18 protein-coding genes and 1 other annotated feature are annotated in these 17597 nt (G+C 37.8%); of the genes, 2 read left to right on the top strand and 16 right to left on the bottom strand.

The features are described 5' to 3' along the window. Nucleotides 1–36 precede the first annotated feature (36 nt). The 7 genes from LRP84_RS02855 to refZ all read right to left on the bottom strand — a co-directional run bounded on the left by LRP84_RS02855 (nt 37) and on the right by refZ (nt 9272). Nucleotides 37–1599: an amidohydrolase gene (locus LRP84_RS02855; protein ID WP_230573696.1), complete on the bottom strand. Its 1563-nt coding sequence runs from the start codon at nt 1597–1599 to the stop codon at nt 37–39. Nucleotides 1600–1851: 252 nt separating this feature from the next. After that, nucleotides 1852–3438 (bottom strand): acyl-CoA synthetase MbcS, encoded by a 1587-nt coding sequence (mbcS, locus tag LRP84_RS02850; RefSeq protein ID WP_230573869.1) that lies wholly within the window; start codon nt 3436–3438, stop codon nt 1852–1854. A 244-nt stretch (nt 3439–3682) separates the two neighbouring features. Next, the gene (locus LRP84_RS02845; protein WP_098305423.1) at nt 3683–3877 is read right to left on the bottom strand and encodes an alpha/beta-type small acid-soluble spore protein; all 195 of its coding nucleotides are present in this window, start codon (nt 3875–3877) and stop codon (nt 3683–3685) included. 79 nt (nt 3878–3956) lie between these two features. Next, the gene (thiI, locus tag LRP84_RS02840; RefSeq protein WP_230573695.1) at nt 3957–5168 is read right to left on the bottom strand and encodes a tRNA uracil 4-sulfurtransferase ThiI; all 1212 of its coding nucleotides are present in this window, start codon (nt 5166–5168) and stop codon (nt 3957–3959) included. A gap of 6 nt (nt 5169–5174) precedes the next feature. After that, nucleotides 5175–6317, bottom strand: a complete 1143-nt coding sequence (locus LRP84_RS02835; RefSeq protein ID WP_230573694.1) for a cysteine desulfurase family protein — start codon at nt 6315–6317, stop codon at nt 5175–5177. Between the two features lie 216 nt (nt 6318–6533). After that, nucleotides 6534–8243: a septation ring formation regulator EzrA gene (gene ezrA, locus LRP84_RS02830; RefSeq protein ID WP_230573693.1), complete on the bottom strand. Its 1710-nt coding sequence runs from the start codon at nt 8241–8243 to the stop codon at nt 6534–6536. Nucleotides 8244–8633: 390 nt separating this feature from the next. Continuing rightward, nucleotides 8634–9272 carry a forespore capture DNA-binding protein RefZ gene (gene refZ, locus LRP84_RS02825; RefSeq protein WP_230573692.1) on the bottom strand — a complete coding sequence of 213 codons (639 nt, stop codon included), beginning with the start codon at nt 9270–9272 and terminating at the stop codon, nt 8634–8636. Nucleotides 9273–9508: 236 nt separating this feature from the next. Between refZ and LRP84_RS02820 the strand changes: the two genes are divergently transcribed. Next, nucleotides 9509–9988 (top strand): GAF domain-containing protein, encoded by a 480-nt coding sequence (locus LRP84_RS02820; RefSeq protein ID WP_230573691.1) that lies wholly within the window; start codon nt 9509–9511, stop codon nt 9986–9988. Nucleotides 9989–9999: 11 nt separating this feature from the next. Here the strand turns inward: LRP84_RS02820 and megL are convergent, their stop codons facing one another. Further along, the gene (gene megL, locus LRP84_RS02815; protein WP_230573690.1) at nt 10000–11175 is read right to left on the bottom strand and encodes a methionine gamma-lyase; all 1176 of its coding nucleotides are present in this window, start codon (nt 11173–11175) and stop codon (nt 10000–10002) included. 350 nt (nt 11176–11525) lie between these two features. On the opposite strand from megL, the gene rpsD reads away from it, so the two are divergent. Beyond that, complete coding sequence (gene rpsD, locus LRP84_RS02810) at nt 11526–12128, top strand: 30S ribosomal protein S4 (protein ID WP_230573689.1); 603 nt, start codon at nt 11526–11528, stop codon at nt 12126–12128. 51 nt (nt 12129–12179) lie between these two features. Here the strand turns inward: rpsD and LRP84_RS02805 are convergent, their stop codons facing one another. From LRP84_RS02805 to LRP84_RS02770, 8 genes are all read right to left on the bottom strand, one after another. Further along, a complete protein-coding gene (locus LRP84_RS02805; RefSeq protein ID WP_230573688.1) occupies nt 12180–12332 on the bottom strand; it encodes a transporter in 153 nt (50 codons plus the stop codon). Nucleotides 12333–12470: 138 nt separating this feature from the next. Next, nucleotides 12471–13037 carry a mechanosensitive ion channel family protein gene (locus LRP84_RS02800; RefSeq protein ID WP_230573687.1) on the bottom strand — a complete coding sequence of 189 codons (567 nt, stop codon included), beginning with the start codon at nt 13035–13037 and terminating at the stop codon, nt 12471–12473. A gap of 61 nt (nt 13038–13098) precedes the next feature. Further along, nucleotides 13099–14355 (bottom strand): tyrosine--tRNA ligase, encoded by a 1257-nt coding sequence (gene tyrS, locus LRP84_RS02795; protein WP_230573686.1) that lies wholly within the window; start codon nt 14353–14355, stop codon nt 13099–13101. A 65-nt stretch (nt 14356–14420) separates the two neighbouring features. After that, nucleotides 14421–14647 (bottom strand) — a binding site (T-box leader). Nucleotides 14648–14725: 78 nt separating this feature from the next. Further along, nucleotides 14726–14971, bottom strand: a complete 246-nt coding sequence (locus LRP84_RS02790; protein ID WP_230573685.1) for a hypothetical protein — start codon at nt 14969–14971, stop codon at nt 14726–14728. Next, nucleotides 14952–15497 carry an RNA polymerase sigma factor gene (locus tag LRP84_RS02785; RefSeq protein WP_230573684.1) on the bottom strand — a complete coding sequence of 182 codons (546 nt, stop codon included), beginning with the start codon at nt 15495–15497 and terminating at the stop codon, nt 14952–14954. Before LRP84_RS02785 ends, LRP84_RS02790 begins: the two co-directional genes overlap by 20 nt. Further along, nucleotides 15478–15933, bottom strand: a complete 456-nt coding sequence (locus LRP84_RS02780; protein ID WP_230573683.1) for a hypothetical protein — start codon at nt 15931–15933, stop codon at nt 15478–15480. The genes LRP84_RS02785 and LRP84_RS02780 overlap by 20 nt, the downstream gene beginning before the upstream one ends. 215 nt (nt 15934–16148) lie before the next feature. Further along, nucleotides 16149–16706 carry a maltose acetyltransferase domain-containing protein gene (locus tag LRP84_RS02775; protein ID WP_230573682.1) on the bottom strand — a complete coding sequence of 186 codons (558 nt, stop codon included), beginning with the start codon at nt 16704–16706 and terminating at the stop codon, nt 16149–16151. 256 nt (nt 16707–16962) lie between these two features. Further along, entirely contained in the window at nt 16963–17595 is a 633-nt protein-coding gene (locus tag LRP84_RS02770; RefSeq protein ID WP_230573681.1) for a LysE family translocator, read from the bottom strand. Nucleotides 17596–17597 lie beyond the last annotated feature (2 nt).

Genomic DNA, 17597 nt, shown 5'->3' with positions numbered 1-17597 from the left:
ATGCGGGATAAAAAATAGAGGCGGCATATGCTGCCTCTATTTTTTATATACAATTTCACCATCCACAACCGTTATTACAACATCTATCTCTTTTATTTCTTCTTCCTGAATGTCAAATATATCTCTGTCTAATATAGTAAAATCCGCTTCATACCCTGCAGCAATTTTCCCGCGGCTCTCTTCTTTTCCAATCGCATATGCGCTTCCTGTTGTGAATAGCGAAGCAGCTTCAAATACTGTTAACTTTTCTTCTAGTATGTAACAGTTTCCATCCACAAAGCTTTTCCTTGTTACGGCGCTGTATATGCCTAAAAGCGGGTTCACCTGCTCGATTGGTGCATCCGAACCGCCCGCACAGTGCAAGCCAGCATGAAGAAGTGTTTTCCAGGCATAGGCATAACGAAGGCGATGCTCCCCTAGTTTTTCAATAACAGATGGAAAGTCGGAAGAAACGAAGACAGGTTGAAGATCTAAAATTGCAGGGAGCTTCTTCATTCGCTCAATTAACTCTTCACGTACAAGCTGACAGTGAATAATGCGATCACGCTGCCCTTCTTTTGGTGGATGCATTTCGAGCGCATCTATCACATATTCAAGTGATAAATCACCAATTGTATGAATTGCAACAGGCATATGAAAATCTCTCGCTTGTTTTACAAGTAGCGCAAGTTCATCACGTGAAAAGATGGCAACTCCATTTGTTTCCTTTACATCTTCATATGGCTCACTAAGCAGTGCTGTTCGTCCGCCAAAGGAACCATCTGAAAAGATTTTCATCGCTCCAAACTCAATATAACGTGTACTCTCATAGCGCTCCCTTTCATGTGCCACCTCATGATGAACTAGAAGGTGCGCTTTAAACGGCATATCTCGAATCACTTCTGCAAAGGCTTTATATGTTTTTTGAAAACCACCGTAATAGTTTAAGTCTTCTGTATGACCACCAACTAATCCATATTTCCAACAATCTTTAATGGCTGTTTTCAATGCGTTTGTTAAATACGCTGCATCGATTTCTGGTTGAATATGAGCAATTAAATCCTGCGCTTGTTCGTACAATAAACCTGTGAATTCACCAGTTTTATCTCGTCCAATTTTCCCGCCTTTCGGATCTTCTCTTCCCTGCATAATCTCTGCTTTCTCAAGAATATAAGAATTTACTAAAGTCACATGACGACAAACGCGTTTCAATAAAATAGGATGATGAAGTGACAGAACATCTAAATCGCGTTTATGTATGTCTTTCCGATCTGTAAAATTATTTTCATTCCAGCCCTCTCCAATAATCCATTCTCCTTGCTTGGCTGTTTTTACTCGTTCAGCAACAAGATTTAACACTTCTTGATAAGATGTACATGCTGATAAATCTAAGCGAAGCAATCGTTCCCCGTGTCCAATAAGATGCATATGACTGTCTACAAGACCAGGGAGCATTGTTTTTCCTTCTACATCAAATAACTGCTTCGGATGATAACGAGATTCTAAATCTTCTTTCATTCCAACAGCAATAATCTTACCGTTTTCTACGTAAACAGCTTCTACGGTCGTTCCTTCTTCTTCCATTGTATAAATCTTTCCACCATACCAAAGTTCTCCCATTTTTTCTCCCCCTTTGCTTCTTACTTTTTAGTGTACGAAATTGTCAGCAAGAAAAAAAGCAGGCAGATTTCTCTGCCCACGATTCTTTCGTACTTACAATCCTTCTTTATCCCGTTAACGGGCAGTAAGACCTCACCTTAAGATTCGGAGAAAAACGAGGAAGATAGGTGAGGGATAACTGCCCGTAAAAGCCCGATTGGGCGGGCTTTCCATCAGTGGGGGATAAAGCCCCCCACTGATGGAAGTTTCACTTTACTTCGCAGCTATTTCCATTTCACGCTTTCGCAGTTCAATGCGGCGAATTTTACCGGAAATTGTTTTTGGAAGTTCTTTCACAAATTCAATCTTCCGCGGGTATTTGTAAGGTGCTGTTAATTCTTTCACATGCTCTTGCAGAAGCGGAATTAACATTTCATCTTGTTCCTCTATCCCCTCTTGTAAAACAATAAAGGCTTTTACGACATTCCCTCTTATTTCATCTGGACTTGCCACAACAGCACATTCTCTTACATATGGATGCTTCACAAGTGCATCTTCCACTTCAAACGGTCCAATTGTGTAACCAGAACTAATAATAATATCATCGCCTCGCCCTTCAAACCAGAAGTAGCCATCTTCATCCTTTTTCGCCTGATCACCTGTAATATAATAATCACCGCGAAACTGCATAGTTGTACGTTCCGGGTCTTTATAGTACTCCTTAAATAATGCTGGTGTTTTGATGTGTACCGCAATATCTCCTACTTCTCCCGGAAGAACTGGTTTACCATCCTCATCAACAATATCAACTTGATTACCTGGCGTTGGTTTCCCCATCGAACCAGGCTTTGTTTCCATTCCTTTTAATACACCAACAAGTAATGTATTTTCTGTTTGGCCATAACCATCGCGAACCGTTACATGAAAATAATTTCGGAATGTATTAATAACCTCTCTGTTCAATGGCTCTCCTGCTGAAACAGCACTATGCAGGGAAGACAAGTCATATTGCTGCAAGTTTTCTATTTTTGCCATTAAACGATATTCAGTCGGCGTGCAACACAATACATTTACTTTATTATCACTTAATAATTGTAAATATGTTGCCGGGTCAAATTTCCCGTGATACACAAATCCCGTTGCGCCTGAACCAAGTGTTGCAAGAAAAGGACTCCAAACCCACTTTTGCCATCCTGGACTTGCTGTTGCCCATACAACATCATTTTCTTCAATTGCTAACCAATTTGCAGCGCTCGTACGAAGATGAGCATACGCCCAAGCATGTGTATGTACAACACCTTTTGGATTGCCTGTCGTTCCAGATGTATATGATAAAAAGACCATATCATCACAGTTTGTCTCTGCCATTTCTAGTACATCACTCTCTGTTTCAAGCGCTTCCCTTATATTGCTCCAACCGTCTAACGGTCTTTCACTTAATACAAATTTATAAAGCGAATTCATTGCTTCGATTCCGTCGAATTGTCTAACGTACGGCTCATAACTCACAATCGCTTTTACTTCTCCATGTGCAATGCGGTATTCAATATCTTTTTTACGCAGCATTTCTGAACTTGGAATGACAACAAATCCCGCTTTAATTGCGGCAATATACGTCATATATGTTTCAATAAGACGAGGCATCATAATTAGAAGCTTGTCCCCTTTTTTCAGACCCCTTTTTATAAAAGCGTTTCCAATTTTATTTGCCCCTTGTAACAATTCCCCATATGTCACTTTCTTTTTATTACCTTGATCATCTTGCCAAATAAGCGCAAGCTTATTTGGTTGCTTTGCATAACGCTCCATCTCTTCTACTAAGTTATACGTCGGCGGTGCCAATAACTCTTCACGGCTCACACGTCTCATACGCTTCCCCCTTTACAATATACGACTTCCCCTTAATAATAAAGAATTTTCTGTCAATAATAAAGGGTTTTCTGCCGATGATAAAGAATTTTCTGTTAATTCGAAACTATCTTCTTTTGACAAATTGGTTTATATTTTGACTAGTTGGCTACAATAGTAGATGTTTTCTCTTATTTTTTGACAAAAAAAGAAAGAGCGGGGAATCCCGCTCTCTCTAAGCCATTATATATGGTTGTTATCGTTGAAAACCGCCTAATTGTTGTTCAGCCATTGCAACTAAACGTTTTGTGATTTCTCCACCAACAGATCCGTTAGCACGAGATGTTGCATCTGGTCCAAGTTGTACACCAAACTCTTGAGCGATTTCATACTTCATTTGATCTAAAGCAGCTTGCGCACCAGCAACTGCTAATTGATTTGTGTTTGCCATATGGTATCACCTCCTTGTGAGTATAGAGTGTGATAAACCATATGGCTTCATACGTATCTTTTAATGGTAATTTATGGTTTTAAAATAAATCTTCGAATTGTTCTTCTTCTGCTACTTCTACTGTTTGTAATACCATTTTCTCTGTATTGGCAACTGCTTCTTCAATAAGCGGCGTAAAATCATAGTATGATTCAAATTTATTTGCTTTTTCACGCTTCGGTTTTGTTGTTGGACTCGCTGGAGTAAATACTGTACAACAATCTTCATACGGACGAATCGAAATGTCATACGTACCGATTTGATTTGCAATTTTAATAATTTCTAGCTTATCCATCGCAATAAGTGGACGGATAATTGGATAATTTGTCACTTCGTTAATCGTATGCATACTATCCAATGTTTGACTTGCCACTTGGCCAAGGCTTTCCCCTGTCGTAAGAGCAAGCGCGTTACGCTCTTCTGCAATACGCTCTGCAATGCGCATCATCATACGGCGCATAATTGTCATCGAATAGCTAGATGGAATTTCTTTATTAATTGTTTTTTGCACTTCTGTAAACGGTACGAGATGAAGTGTCACACGTTTACAATACTTCGTTAACTCCTGTGCTAAGTCGATAACTTTTTGCTTCGCGCGTTCGCTTGTAAATGGCGGACTATGAAAATGAACAGCTTCCACTGATACGCCGCGTTTCATTGTTAAATAAGCTGCAACCGGGCTATCAATACCGCCAGAAAGAAGAAGCATGACTTTTCCGCCAACACCAACTGGAAGACCGCCAGCTCCCATGCGCTCATCACACATAATATAGCTATAACCGCTTCTAATTTCAACACGGATATTTACATCTGGATTATGAACGTCTACTGTAATATCCTCTGTATTTTGTAAAACATGCCCGCCGATTTCTGGAAGCAATTCCATCGTTTGCATCGGAAAGTGCTTATAAGAACGATGAACCGTAATTTTAAATGTTTTTACTTCACTCTTTACTTGCAGGAAAGCAGCGAGTGCACCTTTTTTAATTTCATCTAAATCTGTTGGTACTTTCATAGCCAAGTTAAATTTATGAATACCAAACACGTCTTTTAACTTCTCCGCAACCGCTTCATGATCTTCACCATTTAATTGAATATACATCCGATCATGCGTTGCATCAATTTTTAAATTTGTAAATTTCTTCAACTTATGTTTTACGTTATCTTTCAACGTACTTACAAATTTAGAACGGTTCTTTCCTTTTGTTGTCATTTCGCCGTAACGAACTAAAATATATTCGTATGTCATCATCTTTCCTTACCTCATCACTTCATATAATTTTGGCAATGTTTCTTTTACAATTCCTTCGAATTGTTTTACTTCTTCCATCGTATTTTCCGGCGCTAGACTCACGCGAATCGCACTTGCTGCTACTGCATGCGGTAAGCCCATCGCCAGTAAAACATGGCTGATTTCGTTTGCTTTTGAAGAACAAGCAGACTTTGTCGATACATACACATCACGTTCTTCTAAGGCATGTACAACAACCTCTGGCTTTAATCCTACAAATGATACGTTTAAAATATGCGGTGCCGTATGGTCATTCGGCGTATTAATTGTAACATCCTCCATATCATTAAAAACATGAATGAGTTCTTTTTTTAATGTTTGAAGATACATGATATTCTCTGACTGCTTTTCTAATGTCATTCGCAAAGCTTTTATCATTGCAACAATTCCCGGCAAGTTTTCTGTACCAGAACGGTAACGCAACTCTTGTCCACCACCTGATAAAACTGGATCAAGTCTAACGCCATCACGAACATATAAAAGCCCTGTTCCTTTCACACTATGGAACTTATGCCCAGAAATCGTGCAAAGGTCAATATGATTTTCATAAAAGTCAAGTGGTACTTTTCCAATTCCTTGCACATGATCCACATGGAACCGTACTTTCGGATAGTCCACTAACAACTTTCCAATTTCACCAACAGGCTGAATCGCTCCTGTTTCGTTATTAACGTGAATCATGGAAACAAGAATTGTATCCTCTCGAAGAGCACGTTTTACATCTTCTACCGATACAACACCATTTTCATTTACAGGTAAATATGTAACGTCAAAACCAAGATTTTCTAGCTGTTTATATGATTCAGACACAGAAGCGTGTTCAATATTTGTTGTAATCATATGCTTGCCGCGGGAGCGATTTCTCATCGCAATCCCCTTAATTGCAAGGTTATTCCCTTCTGTTCCTCCAGACGTAAAGATAATTTCTGAAGGCTTTGCATGAAGAAGCTGAGCTGCAATCGCACGTGATTGCGTTAATAAACGCTCTGATTCTCCCCCAAGGGAATGAATAGAAGAAGGATTTCCAAAATATTTTCCTGCAACTGTTACATAAGATTGCAAGGCTTCCGGGTATGGTTTTGTCGTTGCACTATTATCAAAATAGATCATCGTTCTTCCCCTTTCAGCGATATCACATCACACAATCATATCACAAATTCATGCGTTTACGCTAAGCATGCTCATAGTTTCCGTCATTAAAGCGGAAGTATGCTTTTCTACTTTTAACTAAAAAACGCTCCATATTCCGCTATTCATTATAGCAATATTGCATCATCACGCATACAAAAGTTATTTGAACAAAAAAAACAAACCCCTTAATACATATTAAGGAGTTTGTTCTATGTCAACAAATCCAGCAATCTTTTGGACAACACCTGGCTCAATTTGTTCTAATACAGAAGCTGCTTGTTCGAGAGCTGCATCGTATTCATATTCACGAAATAATCGCTCTGCGTTATCTAAACTTCGCGCCAGCATATCATCATGACTACGATAACGATTACCATACTGAATTAATTTCTCTACTAAATATGCTTGCTCAATTAATTCTTGCGTTGCTTCATATACACCATTTACAATAGCTACTGCTTCTTCTAACGTACCATTTACCACGCCCATATTCAGCGGTTTTAATTCCAGCTGCTCATACACACTTTGCATCGCTTGTTGGCCGTTTTGCAAATCAACCATGATGCTATCTGGCAAACCTGGTAAATTTGATTTTTGCATCATACGTTTTGATTCCATTATTGTATGGCGCATTTCTCGTAACGCTTCACGTGCTTCGAATTCATCTTTACGCATTGTTTGTAACATATCCTTGTACTCAGCGTGAAGTACTTTCAATGTTTCACATTGCTCGTAAATTTCCTCTAACTCTTCTCGAATGACAGAGAAGGCGATATCTTGCTCTGCAATACGAAGTTGTAATACTTCAAAACGCTTCATCAAAATATGCATTTGTTTTTCAATTATTTTTTGTGATTCAATATCTTTATCTTGCAGCTGATAACTTTGCTTCACAAATTGTGTTTCTGCTTTTGTTTCCAGCGCCTGCTCTCGAATTGTTTCTAAATCTTCGTATACAGTTGCTGTCTGTTGCTCAACATAATATTTCGCTCTCACTTCTAATTCCAATTGTTCGTATAACGTATCGAGCTGCGTTTTTAAAACATCGATTTTTTCTTTTGCTTCCAACACATGTAGATATTCTAAATCCGCAAGACATGTTTGCAGTTGTTTGTTCATCTCTCTTACTTCTTTTGGGATTTCCAAATGATTTAATACATAGCCTTGCTTTTTCATATCGTCGTGACCTTGTGTTAAGTCTTCTAATTGTACTGGTAATGTCGCTTGACATTCTACTAATAGATCGGGCACTTCATGCACAATTAGTTCTAAATTTGATAGTCCTTCTTCTAAACTCCTAACAATTTCACGCGCTTTTAAATAATCTCCATTTTGCGTTGCTTCTTCAAACGTTTGAAATTTTTTAGACTCTACATCAAGTAACTCTTCAATTTTCTGTTCTGCTGAGCCAAACATATGGCGATGAGCAAGCACACTCTTTTTCATATTCCGATATGTATCACGTAACTGTTCAATTTCTGAATTGTTTTTCTCATAGCTTTCCAACAACTCTTGCAATTCATTTAAAATATCAGTAATCCGATGGTCTGCTTCATCTAAACCGCTAATGGATTCATTCATTATATGTTTTGCTTTTCGGAAGGAAAATTGCGCGGCAAGCTTTTGAGCGCTTTCTAATTCTTTTTCTGCTTTCGGAAGAATATTAGCAACAATTTCATCCCATTCATTTCGCCACTTCTCAAACAGTTCTTCTGTTTGTCCGGTCATATTTAACTCTTTTACTCTCTTCAGTTCATCTGCAACAGGCTTATCCTTAATTTCTTGCTGCCATTGCTGCAATGCCTCGATATCTTTATATAAACGATTTCTCATCACAAGCTCTACTATGAGGAAGAGCAAAATAGAGCTTACTACGATGATAACGATCGTTAAAATTGAATCCATTCAAAAGCCTCCTATTTATCTTGTTTTTTGTCCGTTCCGTTTTTTGAAATGGAAGGCGTTATGTAAGAAAAGGAAAATCCCCTATATTTAACAACTGTCAATGTACTAATCATACCATGTAATCATATGTTTTTGGCCTAGTTTTTAGAAAAATTTAACGAAAGAATTTACTACCTCCAAATTCATTATGGTTACACCTCTAACCAAAAGTTATAATTGCTAAAAACAGTATTTCTCTTCTGTATAAAGTAAGTACTATTACCATCTCATTGATATACTACTATATAAGAATACAAAAAAGAAGATACTATTTCATTAGGAAGTAAACATAAAAACAGCTCGTTCCCATACATACTGGTAACAAGCTGTTTTTATGTTTTTCGATTTTCTTTATACATAAGCCGCTCTCGGCAGACGATAATGCGAATGCTCTATACAAAGAGTTTTCTCTATCCACTGCTCTACTTCCTTTATATACATTTCAATAAAAAACACTTCTGACGGAAATGAATGCAGCACTTCCGATATATATTGCGGATATAAATATGGCATACTGATCATCCCCTTCAGCTGCGTCATAAACATCGTGAAGGATACTTTTTGAAATTCTTTATTTTCCTGACCTTGTCTAATAAGTTGTTCCACATAATATCTCTCTTTCGAAAAGTAAATTGTCATTACTTCTCGAATTAATGTGCTATCTAATGAAAGTTCTCTATAAAAGAAACGAGTTAGCTCTCTTCGCTCAAATTGATATTGTAAAATATTGCGTACCATCTGAAATAATACTTCTTTTGAAGACAAAAAATTCCGCTGTTCAAATGTTATTTCAATTACACGTAAGTACCCCTCTAAAAAGTCTGACACCAACTGTTCCAGCAATCCTTGTTTTCCAGCAAAATAATACGAAATATTGGCAGCATTGACATTTGCTTGTTTTGCTATATCACGCACCGATGTACCATCATATCCTTTCGCATAAAATAGCGAAATTGCCGCATCAATAATCTTCTGTCTTGCCTGTGTCATATACTTACTCACTCCCTTTCGTAGAACAGCTTTTATTCTTTAGCAAGCAGTAAGAGCCCGTTGGTTCAACTAGCCATCAAAGGAGGACGCCCTCCTCTACTGATGAAAGTTTCACTTTTATGTAAATTTCTTGACTTTTAAGACAAATTCCTTTAATTTTCTATCGACAAAGTCATGCGAATTATAGCTTATTTTGCGATGATTTTACATTTTACTAGAGAAAGGGCGGCGTTTTTATGTTTACATCAGAAGGATATACAGGTACACGCGAGGAGCAATACGAAACAGTAATAAAACAGCTCGATGCATTATTAACAGGTGAGTCAAATGTAGTAGCTAACTTAGCAAATGCATCTGCTTTGCTCAATGTGTTTTTACAAGATATTAACTGGGTGGGCTTTTATGTAACGGAAGGGAATCAGCTTGTACTTGGACCATTTCAAGGATTGCCAGCTTGCGTTCGTATCCCATTTGGCCGTGGTGTATGCGGCGCAGCAGCGGAAACAAAAACGACGCAACTTGTCGCTGATGTTCATCAGTTCCCTGGACATATCGCCTGTGATGCAGCTTCTAATTCAGAAGTTGTTGTACCACTTATCAAAAACGATGAAGTCATCGGCGTATTAGACATCGATAGCCCAAATAAAGGTCGTTTTGATGAAATCGATCAAACATATTTAGAGAAATTTGTAGAAACTTTATTAAAACATATATAGAAAAACGGCTCTTAAGATAGAGCCGTTTTTTCTTTTTGCAGCGCTTGTGCTAAATCTACTACGACATCTTCCCACGCCTCAAGTCCTGCAGATAAGCGCAATAAATTATCATAAATACCCATCTGCTCACGAATATGTTTTGGAATAACCGCATGTGTCATCGTTGCTGGATGCTGAATTAACGTTTCTGTATCACCAAGGCTAACTGCAATTGCAATTAACTTTAAGCTATCCATCAAAGCCTGTGCCTCTTCTTTTCCACCTTTTACTGTAAACGACAGCACTCCACCGCCGCGCTTCATTTGTTTATTCGCAAGCATTCCTCCTGGATACCAAACATCTTCTACTAGTTCATGATTTCTCAGAAAAGCAGCAATTTTTTCTGCATTTTCAGAGTGGCGATCCATCCGCACTGCTAATGTTTTTAAACCGCGCAAAAGCAGCCATGCATCAAATGGTGACATAATCCCTCCAACATCTTTGCGAATTGGACGAATTTTTTCTGCAAGCTCTTTTGTTTTACAAATCGTAACACCCGCGACAACATCACCATGACCGCCAATATATTTTGTCGCACTGTGCAAAACAACATCGCAGCCTAAGGTAAGCGGTCTTTGTAAATATGGCGAACAAAACGTATTATCAACAATAACGAGAAGCCCATGCTGCTTTGCTACTTTTACAACAAGTTCTAAATCAATAAGTTTCATCGTTGGATTAATTGGTGTTTCTACAAAAATGATCTTTGTATTCGGTTGAATACTATTTGTAATCTCTGCTTCTGTTTCCATCTCACATAATGTATGCGTAATTGCAAATTTCTCCTCTAACACTTCTAAAAATCCATACGTACAACCGTATAATCCGTTAGAACAAACAATATGATCTCCCGCTTTTAAAAAGGCTAAAAGCGTCCCTGAAATAGCTGCCATTCCAGAGCCAAATGCAAGCGCAGCTGCCCCTTCTTCTAAAGCTGCCATTCTTTCTTCAAATAACTCGACTGTTGGATTGCCAAGTCTAGAATAAATGTAAGCTGAATCATATCCAGCAAAACTCGCTTCCCCTTGCTGAGCTGTTTCAAATGTATACGTAGATGTTTGAAATAACGGCGGTGTTAAACTCCCTTTATACTGCGCAGCATCATACCCGTGATGAACTAGCGTCGTTTCGATATGTTTCTTTTTCATACAAACATCCCCCTTATACTTCATATTATGTAAACGCTTTCTATCTGTTGCTATCCTTTCCATGAGCATTCTTAAAATTCCTTCTTGCATTTTTCCAAAATTTATATGTATAAAATGAAAATTGATCTTCTTGACTCTCTCCCGATAAACAGATATAATAGCCTTTGTGTAAAATAAAAAGGCAGCCTTGTAATATGAGTTTATTGTTTGTATTTTGTTCCTCACGAAGAGGTGTATCGTGTAACTCCCTGCTGCTGGAGCGAGGGTACATGAAAATGAAATACGCATAAATGTCAATTACGTCTGTTTTTATTTTACAAAAATAAAAACATTTAAAGGAGGAGTCATTCATGGCTCGTTATACAGGTCCATCTTGGAAACTTTCTCGTCGTCTTGGAGTCTCTCTAAGCGGCACAGGTAAAGAATTAGAAAAACGCCCTTACGCACCAGGTCCACACGGTCCTAACCAACGTAAGAAACTTTCAGAATACGGTTTACAATTACAAGAAAAACAAAAACTTCGTCACATGTACGGCATGACTGAGCGTCAATTCCGTCGCACGTTTGACCAAGCTGGTAAAATGATGGGTAAACACGGTGAAAACTTCATGATCCTTCTTGAAGCTCGCCTTGACAACCTAGTTTACCGTATGGGCTTAGCTCGCACTCGTCGCGCTGCTCGTCAATTAGTAAACCACGGTCACATCATGGTAGATGGCGCTCGCGTTGATATCCCATCTTACCGCGTTAAACCAGGCCAAACAATCAGCCTTCGCGAAAAATCTCAAAACCTAGCTGTAGTTAAAGAAGCAGTTGAAGTTAACAACTTCGTACCTGAGTACTTAACTTTCGATGCTGACAAATTAGAAGCTACTTTCACTCGCTTACCAGAGCGCGCTGAGTTAGCTGCTGAAATCAACGAAGCGTTAATCGTAGAGTTCTACTCTCGTTAATGACGAAAAGCCAATCCTTTTGGATTGGCTTTTTTCGTTTTATAAAAATTATTATTTAAGCTTTATATTCATGGTTTCATTAGGTTCTTGTTTCTCTACATAAACATGTTGTTCACTTTGATTTTTTTGTAAGTGGCTTTTTTCATTTTCTGCTAGCTGTCCTGCGTTCAGTAACGAAAAGATAATTAATGCTTCTAGTGACATATAGTTAAGCTCCTTTTTTCTATCACTTATGATACTTACATCATACATGCTTGTTATGAACTTGAAGTGAACATACGGAAAATTTTTAAACAAAAAAAGACTCCGGGATCACCAAAGTCTTTTTTCATCTAAATTCTCTTACGCTATTTCTTTACGCTTTTCTCCTAAAGAGTAGTTCACAACTTTTGTAATTGAGCTGTTTGGAATGAAGTAAATCTCCCCTTCTTCTGCAACTAGCTGCGTCGTACGAAGCCCTACTTCTTCGACGATACCATCGATATCATTGATTTTCACTTTATCGCCAACTGAAAATTGATCTTCAAAAATAATAAAGAATCCTGTTACAATGTCTTTTACTAAGTTTTGCGCACCAAAACCAATTGCCAAACCGGCAACACTCACCCCAGCAAGAAGTGCTTTAATATCGATTCCTACTGTGTCTAAAACCGTCACAACTACCATGAAATACACAACATAATGAACAATATTTTGACAAAGCTTCGTTAATGTCGCCTCACGTCTTTCATTCGTACGCACAGGCGCTTTGCTGCTCATCTTAAAAATTTGTTCAATTCCTACACAAGTTACGCGAATAACCACTTTTGCAACAATAAAAATAATAATAATTCTTAGGATAGTTCCCCCAAAGCTCATTAATTTTTCTGGGTTTAAAATATACTCTTCAAAAAATTTCTGAATATCCAAAATATTAACTCCTCTCCTTTAAAATGCAAAAAGCGTAAGGATTCTTACGCTTTTTCGCATATTAGTAACGAATTAAGAAATATTTTTTCTTACCGCGGCGAATGATTGTAAACTTGCCTTCAATACGGTCTTTTTCTGTTACCGTGTAGTCTAACTCTTGTGTACGCTCACCATTTACATAAACCGCACCATTTGTAATGTCTTCACGCGCTTGACGTTTTGATGGTGAAATTTTGCTTTCCACAAGTACATCCACTAATAATGCATCTTCTACACTACGTTCCACAGATGGTACATCCTTAAAGCCTTGCTCAATTTCTGCTGCTGATAATTCTGCAACAGAACCGCTAAATAATGCTGCTGAAATTTTGATTGCTTGCTCTAATGCAGCTTCGCCGTGAACAAGTTTTGTCATTTCAGAAGCTAATGCTTTTTGTGCTTCACGTTTTTCCGGCGCTTCTGCTACTTGTTTTTCTAATTCAAGAATCTCTTCATGAGATAAAAATGTGAAGTATTTTAAGTATTTAACAACATCGCGATCATCTGTATTAATCCAGAATTGGTAGAACTCGTATGGCGTTGTTTTTTCTGGGTCTAACCAAACTGCGCCGCCTTCTGTTTTACCAAACTTCGTACCGTCAGATTTCGTTACAAGCGGTACTGTTAATCCAAACGCCTTCGCATCTTCTTCTGATTTACGGATTAATTCAAGACCAGCTGTAATGTTCCCCCATTGGTCACTACCACCAATTTGTAATTTGCAGCCGTATGTTTGGTATAAGTTTAAGAAATCGTATGATTGTAAAATCATGTAGCTAAACTCTGTAAATGAGATACCTGTTTCTAAACGAGATGCAACTGTATCTTTCGCTAACATGTAATTTAAACCAAAGTTTTTACCGATATCGCGTAAGAATGTGATTAAATCTAAAGAACCAATCCAATCGTAGTTGTTTGCGATAATCGCTGGATTACCTGATTTTTCAAAATCTAAGAAGCTAGAAAGCTGCTCTTTAATGCGCTCACTGAAAAAGGCAACTGTTTCTTTCTCATTTAATGTACGCTCTGCTTTTTTACCACTTGGATCACCGATTAAACCTGTACCTCCGCCAACAAGTGCGATTGGTTGGTGCCCTGCTTGCTGGAAGCGACGTAGTATTAAAATTGGAAGCATATGACCAATATGTAAACTGTCAGCTGTCGGATCAAAGCCACAGTATAATTTCACACTTTCTTTCTCTAGCAACTCTTGTAAACCTTCTGCATCCGTTTGTTGATTAATTAAACCACGGAACTCAAGATCTTGTAAAATGTTCATCAAATTCACTCCTTTAGAAATAGTTTTTGCGCGGATTTTAAAAACATAAAAAAATCGCCCCTTCAATAAGGGACGATTTTACTCATCGCGTTACCACCCTAGTTGCAAACAAAAAGCCTGCCACTTCATTCACATAACGGCTTATCACCGTCTTTCCCCTTTCGGATGAAATCCAATCGAAGAAAGATGCTCCAGAGGTGTAATTCACGATCATTTATGTGCTGATTTTCACCGACCATCAGCTCTCTAAAACAGGGAAATGATCACTACTGTTCCCTTTCCACGCTCAATTATTTATATACTTTTCTTTATACCATCATTTATATAGGCATGTCAAATAGAGCTGGGAGTTTCTCAGTGTTCAATCATCTTACAAACTCACAATGAATATCATAATCAAAGAAAAAATCGGAACACCCGCTAGTAACGATACATGAAGCACAATTGATAACTCATTTCCAATCGTTGCTTCCACAGGATCTTTTGCTGGAGACGCAAGAAAACGTAAAAACCGATCTCCCATATTAACTTTTTGCGGAAAATCAGGAACTTCCACATGATCGCTATCTAAATGCTGTTTCAATCTATATTCTTTATCAAAGGGATTTTCGTTCAATTTCATCCACCTCCAGCAATTGTTTCAATTTCTTAATGCCATTATGAAGCCTCGATTTCACCGTTCCTACAGGAATATCAAGTACCTCTGCGATTTCCTTTTGCGGCATATCATGATAATAAGAAAGAATAAGGACCGCTCGCTGGTCTTCTGGAACTTTCAAAACCGCCTCTCTCACTGTAAGACGGTCTTCCTGCGGAAATTCCTGTTCTTGAATCGGTACAAGAAATGGTATAAGTGAACGCCATTTCTTTCTTCGATTCAGTTTATTAATCATAAGCCGATAACCAATTTGAAACAAATACGTTTTAATCTTCCCTTTTTCAATCTCATACATATGTTTCTTACGTTCTAACGTCAAAAACGTATCTTGAACGAGGTCTATGCTCAGCTGTTCATCACGGTTAAAGCGATATAAAAACGTATATAACGCTGGTTTGATTAAGATATATAATTTTTCTCCTGCCCGCTTATCCCCATTTTGATACGCAAGCATGAGTTCTTCCTCAATCCCAATTTGCGCCATGTTTTTTAATCTCCTTTATCCCTTTTAACGTTAAAGAGATTCGGCTAATTAAATAAATACTTGCGACTAATGTCCAAACTTGCGCTTGATTCGTAAAAAACTGCACATATGGATTTTGAATTGTTAATCCGCTTGAAACTAAAAAATTAAGCGCCTGTACACATAGACAAGCATATATCGCAACACAGACAGAGATTGTATCAAATACATTCCAGCGAAAGTAAACTTTTGTTTTTGTAAAATCGATTTTATTCCCCTTTTTTCTCACAATATATTTCTTGTCAAAAGGTATAATAATCGAGAACATAACAACCATCATAATTCCCGCTGTGATCATCGAAACCTTAAATCCAATCGCCATAGGCAATAACATGCCACAAGAAAATACGACTATAATTCCTAATGAAGCAAAAATTATCATCCATTTATTCGACATATAAACCGCCTCCTAATCTATCATGTCATAAACTTATACAAATACTGGAGGCAATTGGTTCAAAAAATCATTTTATTTCTTTATCCCGCTACTTTTGGGCAGTAAGACCCCAGCCTCACGATTCAAAGAAAGCGAAGAGAATAGATGGGGGATAACTACTGGCATATGCCCAATTGGGCCAGTGGTGGATGAAGAAACCCCCACTAAGGCAAGTTTTACTTTATTTCTTTAATTACTCTTGCAGGGTTGCCTCCTACTACCACATTATCCCGTATATCCTTCGTTACAACTGCACCAGATGCAATCACTACATTATCTCCAATTGTGACACCCGGATTAATGACAGCTCTTCCACCAATCCATACGTTATTGCCAATTGTAACAGGTTTACCAAATTCTACGCCGCTTGCTCGTTCAATTGGATTAAGAGGATGCGTCGCTGTGTAAATATGGACACCTGGAGCCATTAAGCAATTATCCCCTATTACTACTGAGCACACATCTAAAATCACACAATCAAAATTTGCATAAAAATTTTCTCCGACATGAATGTTGTAGCCATAATCACATTTAAAGAGAGGTTCAATATGAACGTTATCGCCAGTTGAACCAAATAGCTCTTTTATGATTACTCGTCGCTCCTCATGTTTTGTTTCTGGTATTTCATTCAACTTTCTTGTTAATGTTCGGGCATACTCTCGTTCTTGTACTAGTATTGGATCAGCGGCCACATACATTTCACCACATATCATCTTTTCTTTTTCCGTTCTCACAATAACATCCCCTTAAACACGTATATATAAGTTCTTTCGTTTTTATAATAACCTACTTAAAATAAGCAAGTTCTGAACCAAGTGTAGTTCAGAACTTGCTTATTTAATCTTCCATCGTAGACAGTCGCCTATCGGCAAGTTTAATTCCTAAGCCTTTAAGTTCCCCAGTTTCACTTTATCCCACACTAACGTGTAGCAGGGGCTTGATTAGCTAGGCTAACCATAAGTAAGAAATGAGCTTTACTTATGAAAATGACTACGGTCTTTTTTCCAGCGCTAATTTAATACCAAATGCCACAAGTACAAAACCGCTTATACCTTGAATAGCCCGCTCTGTAGACGGCTTTTTCATCCATGTCCGAATTGCATTGATTAAATAAATATAGAGTATAAACCATAGAAAAGTTAAAACTGTATATGTCATTCCCATAATAAAAAGTTGAAAAAACATATTTCCATCATGCTGTATAAATTGTGGTAAAAATGTTAAAAAGAAAATAGCAACTTTTGGATTTAACAAATTAGTAAGAAAACCTTGCCGGAAGCAAGGAGCACCCTGATATTTATTTTTAACTGTAATATCCTCTGTTTGTTTTCCTTTCTTCCGTATAGACCATAATGATACGCATCCTAAATAAATAAGATAAATAGCACCAATATACTTAAAAATAGAAAATAAAAATGCCGATTTAACAAGAATTGCAGAAATCCCAAGTACAGCCGCTAACGTATGAATACTTAAACCACATAGAATACCAAAAACAGTTTTCATTCCGCCTTGTTTTCCCTGCAGTATTGTATTCTGAGTTACTAATCCCGTATCAGGTCCTGGCAAAATAATAAGAAAAATTGACATAGCAACAAAAAGATAATATTGCGTCACTAACATCC

Source organism: Bacillus rhizoplanae, from assembly GCF_917563915.1.
Lineage (GTDB): Bacteria > Bacillota > Bacilli > Bacillales > Bacillaceae_G > Bacillus_A > Bacillus_A rhizoplanae.
The sequence above is the reverse complement of the archived record's forward strand: the minus strand, read 5'-3'. Positions and strand labels throughout refer to the sequence as shown.

What these genes read in the sequence shown, in the direction of transcription:
- LRP84_RS02845 (WP_098305423.1), bottom strand. Translation starts at nt 3,877, where the DNA reads ATGGCAAACACAAATCAATTAGCAGTTGCTGGTGCGCAAGCTGCTTTA.
- thiI (WP_230573695.1), bottom strand. Translation starts at nt 5,168, where the DNA reads ATGATGACATACGAATATATTTTAGTTCGTTACGGCGAAATGACAACA.
- ezrA (WP_230573693.1), bottom strand. Translation starts at nt 8,243, where the DNA reads ATGGATTCAATTTTAACGATCGTTATCATCGTAGTAAGCTCTATTTTG.
- rpsD (WP_230573689.1), top strand. Translation starts at nt 11,526, where the DNA reads ATGGCTCGTTATACAGGTCCATCTTGGAAACTTTCTCGTCGTCTTGGA.
- refZ (WP_230573692.1), bottom strand. Translation starts at nt 9,272, where the DNA reads ATGACACAGGCAAGACAGAAGATTATTGATGCGGCAATTTCGCTATTT.
- LRP84_RS02805 (WP_230573688.1), bottom strand. Translation starts at nt 12,332, where the DNA reads ATGTCACTAGAAGCATTAATTATCTTTTCGTTACTGAACGCAGGACAG.
- LRP84_RS02855 (WP_230573696.1), bottom strand. Translation starts at nt 1,599, where the DNA reads ATGGGAGAACTTTGGTATGGTGGAAAGATTTATACAATGGAAGAAGAA.
- tyrS (WP_230573686.1), bottom strand. Translation starts at nt 14,355, where the DNA reads ATGAACATTTTACAAGATCTTGAGTTCCGTGGTTTAATTAATCAACAA.
- megL (WP_230573690.1), bottom strand. Translation starts at nt 11,175, where the DNA reads ATGAAAAAGAAACATATCGAAACGACGCTAGTTCATCACGGGTATGAT.
- LRP84_RS02820 (WP_230573691.1), top strand. Translation starts at nt 9,509, where the DNA reads ATGTTTACATCAGAAGGATATACAGGTACACGCGAGGAGCAATACGAA.
- LRP84_RS02770 (WP_230573681.1), bottom strand. Translation starts at nt 17,595, where the DNA reads ATGTTAGTGACGCAATATTATCTTTTTGTTGCTATGTCAATTTTTCTT.
- LRP84_RS02780 (WP_230573683.1), bottom strand. Translation starts at nt 15,933, where the DNA reads ATGTCGAATAAATGGATGATAATTTTTGCTTCATTAGGAATTATAGTC.
- LRP84_RS02835 (WP_230573694.1), bottom strand. Translation starts at nt 6,317, where the DNA reads ATGATCTATTTTGATAATAGTGCAACGACAAAACCATACCCGGAAGCC.
- LRP84_RS02785 (WP_230573684.1), bottom strand. Translation starts at nt 15,497, where the DNA reads ATGGCGCAAATTGGGATTGAGGAAGAACTCATGCTTGCGTATCAAAAT.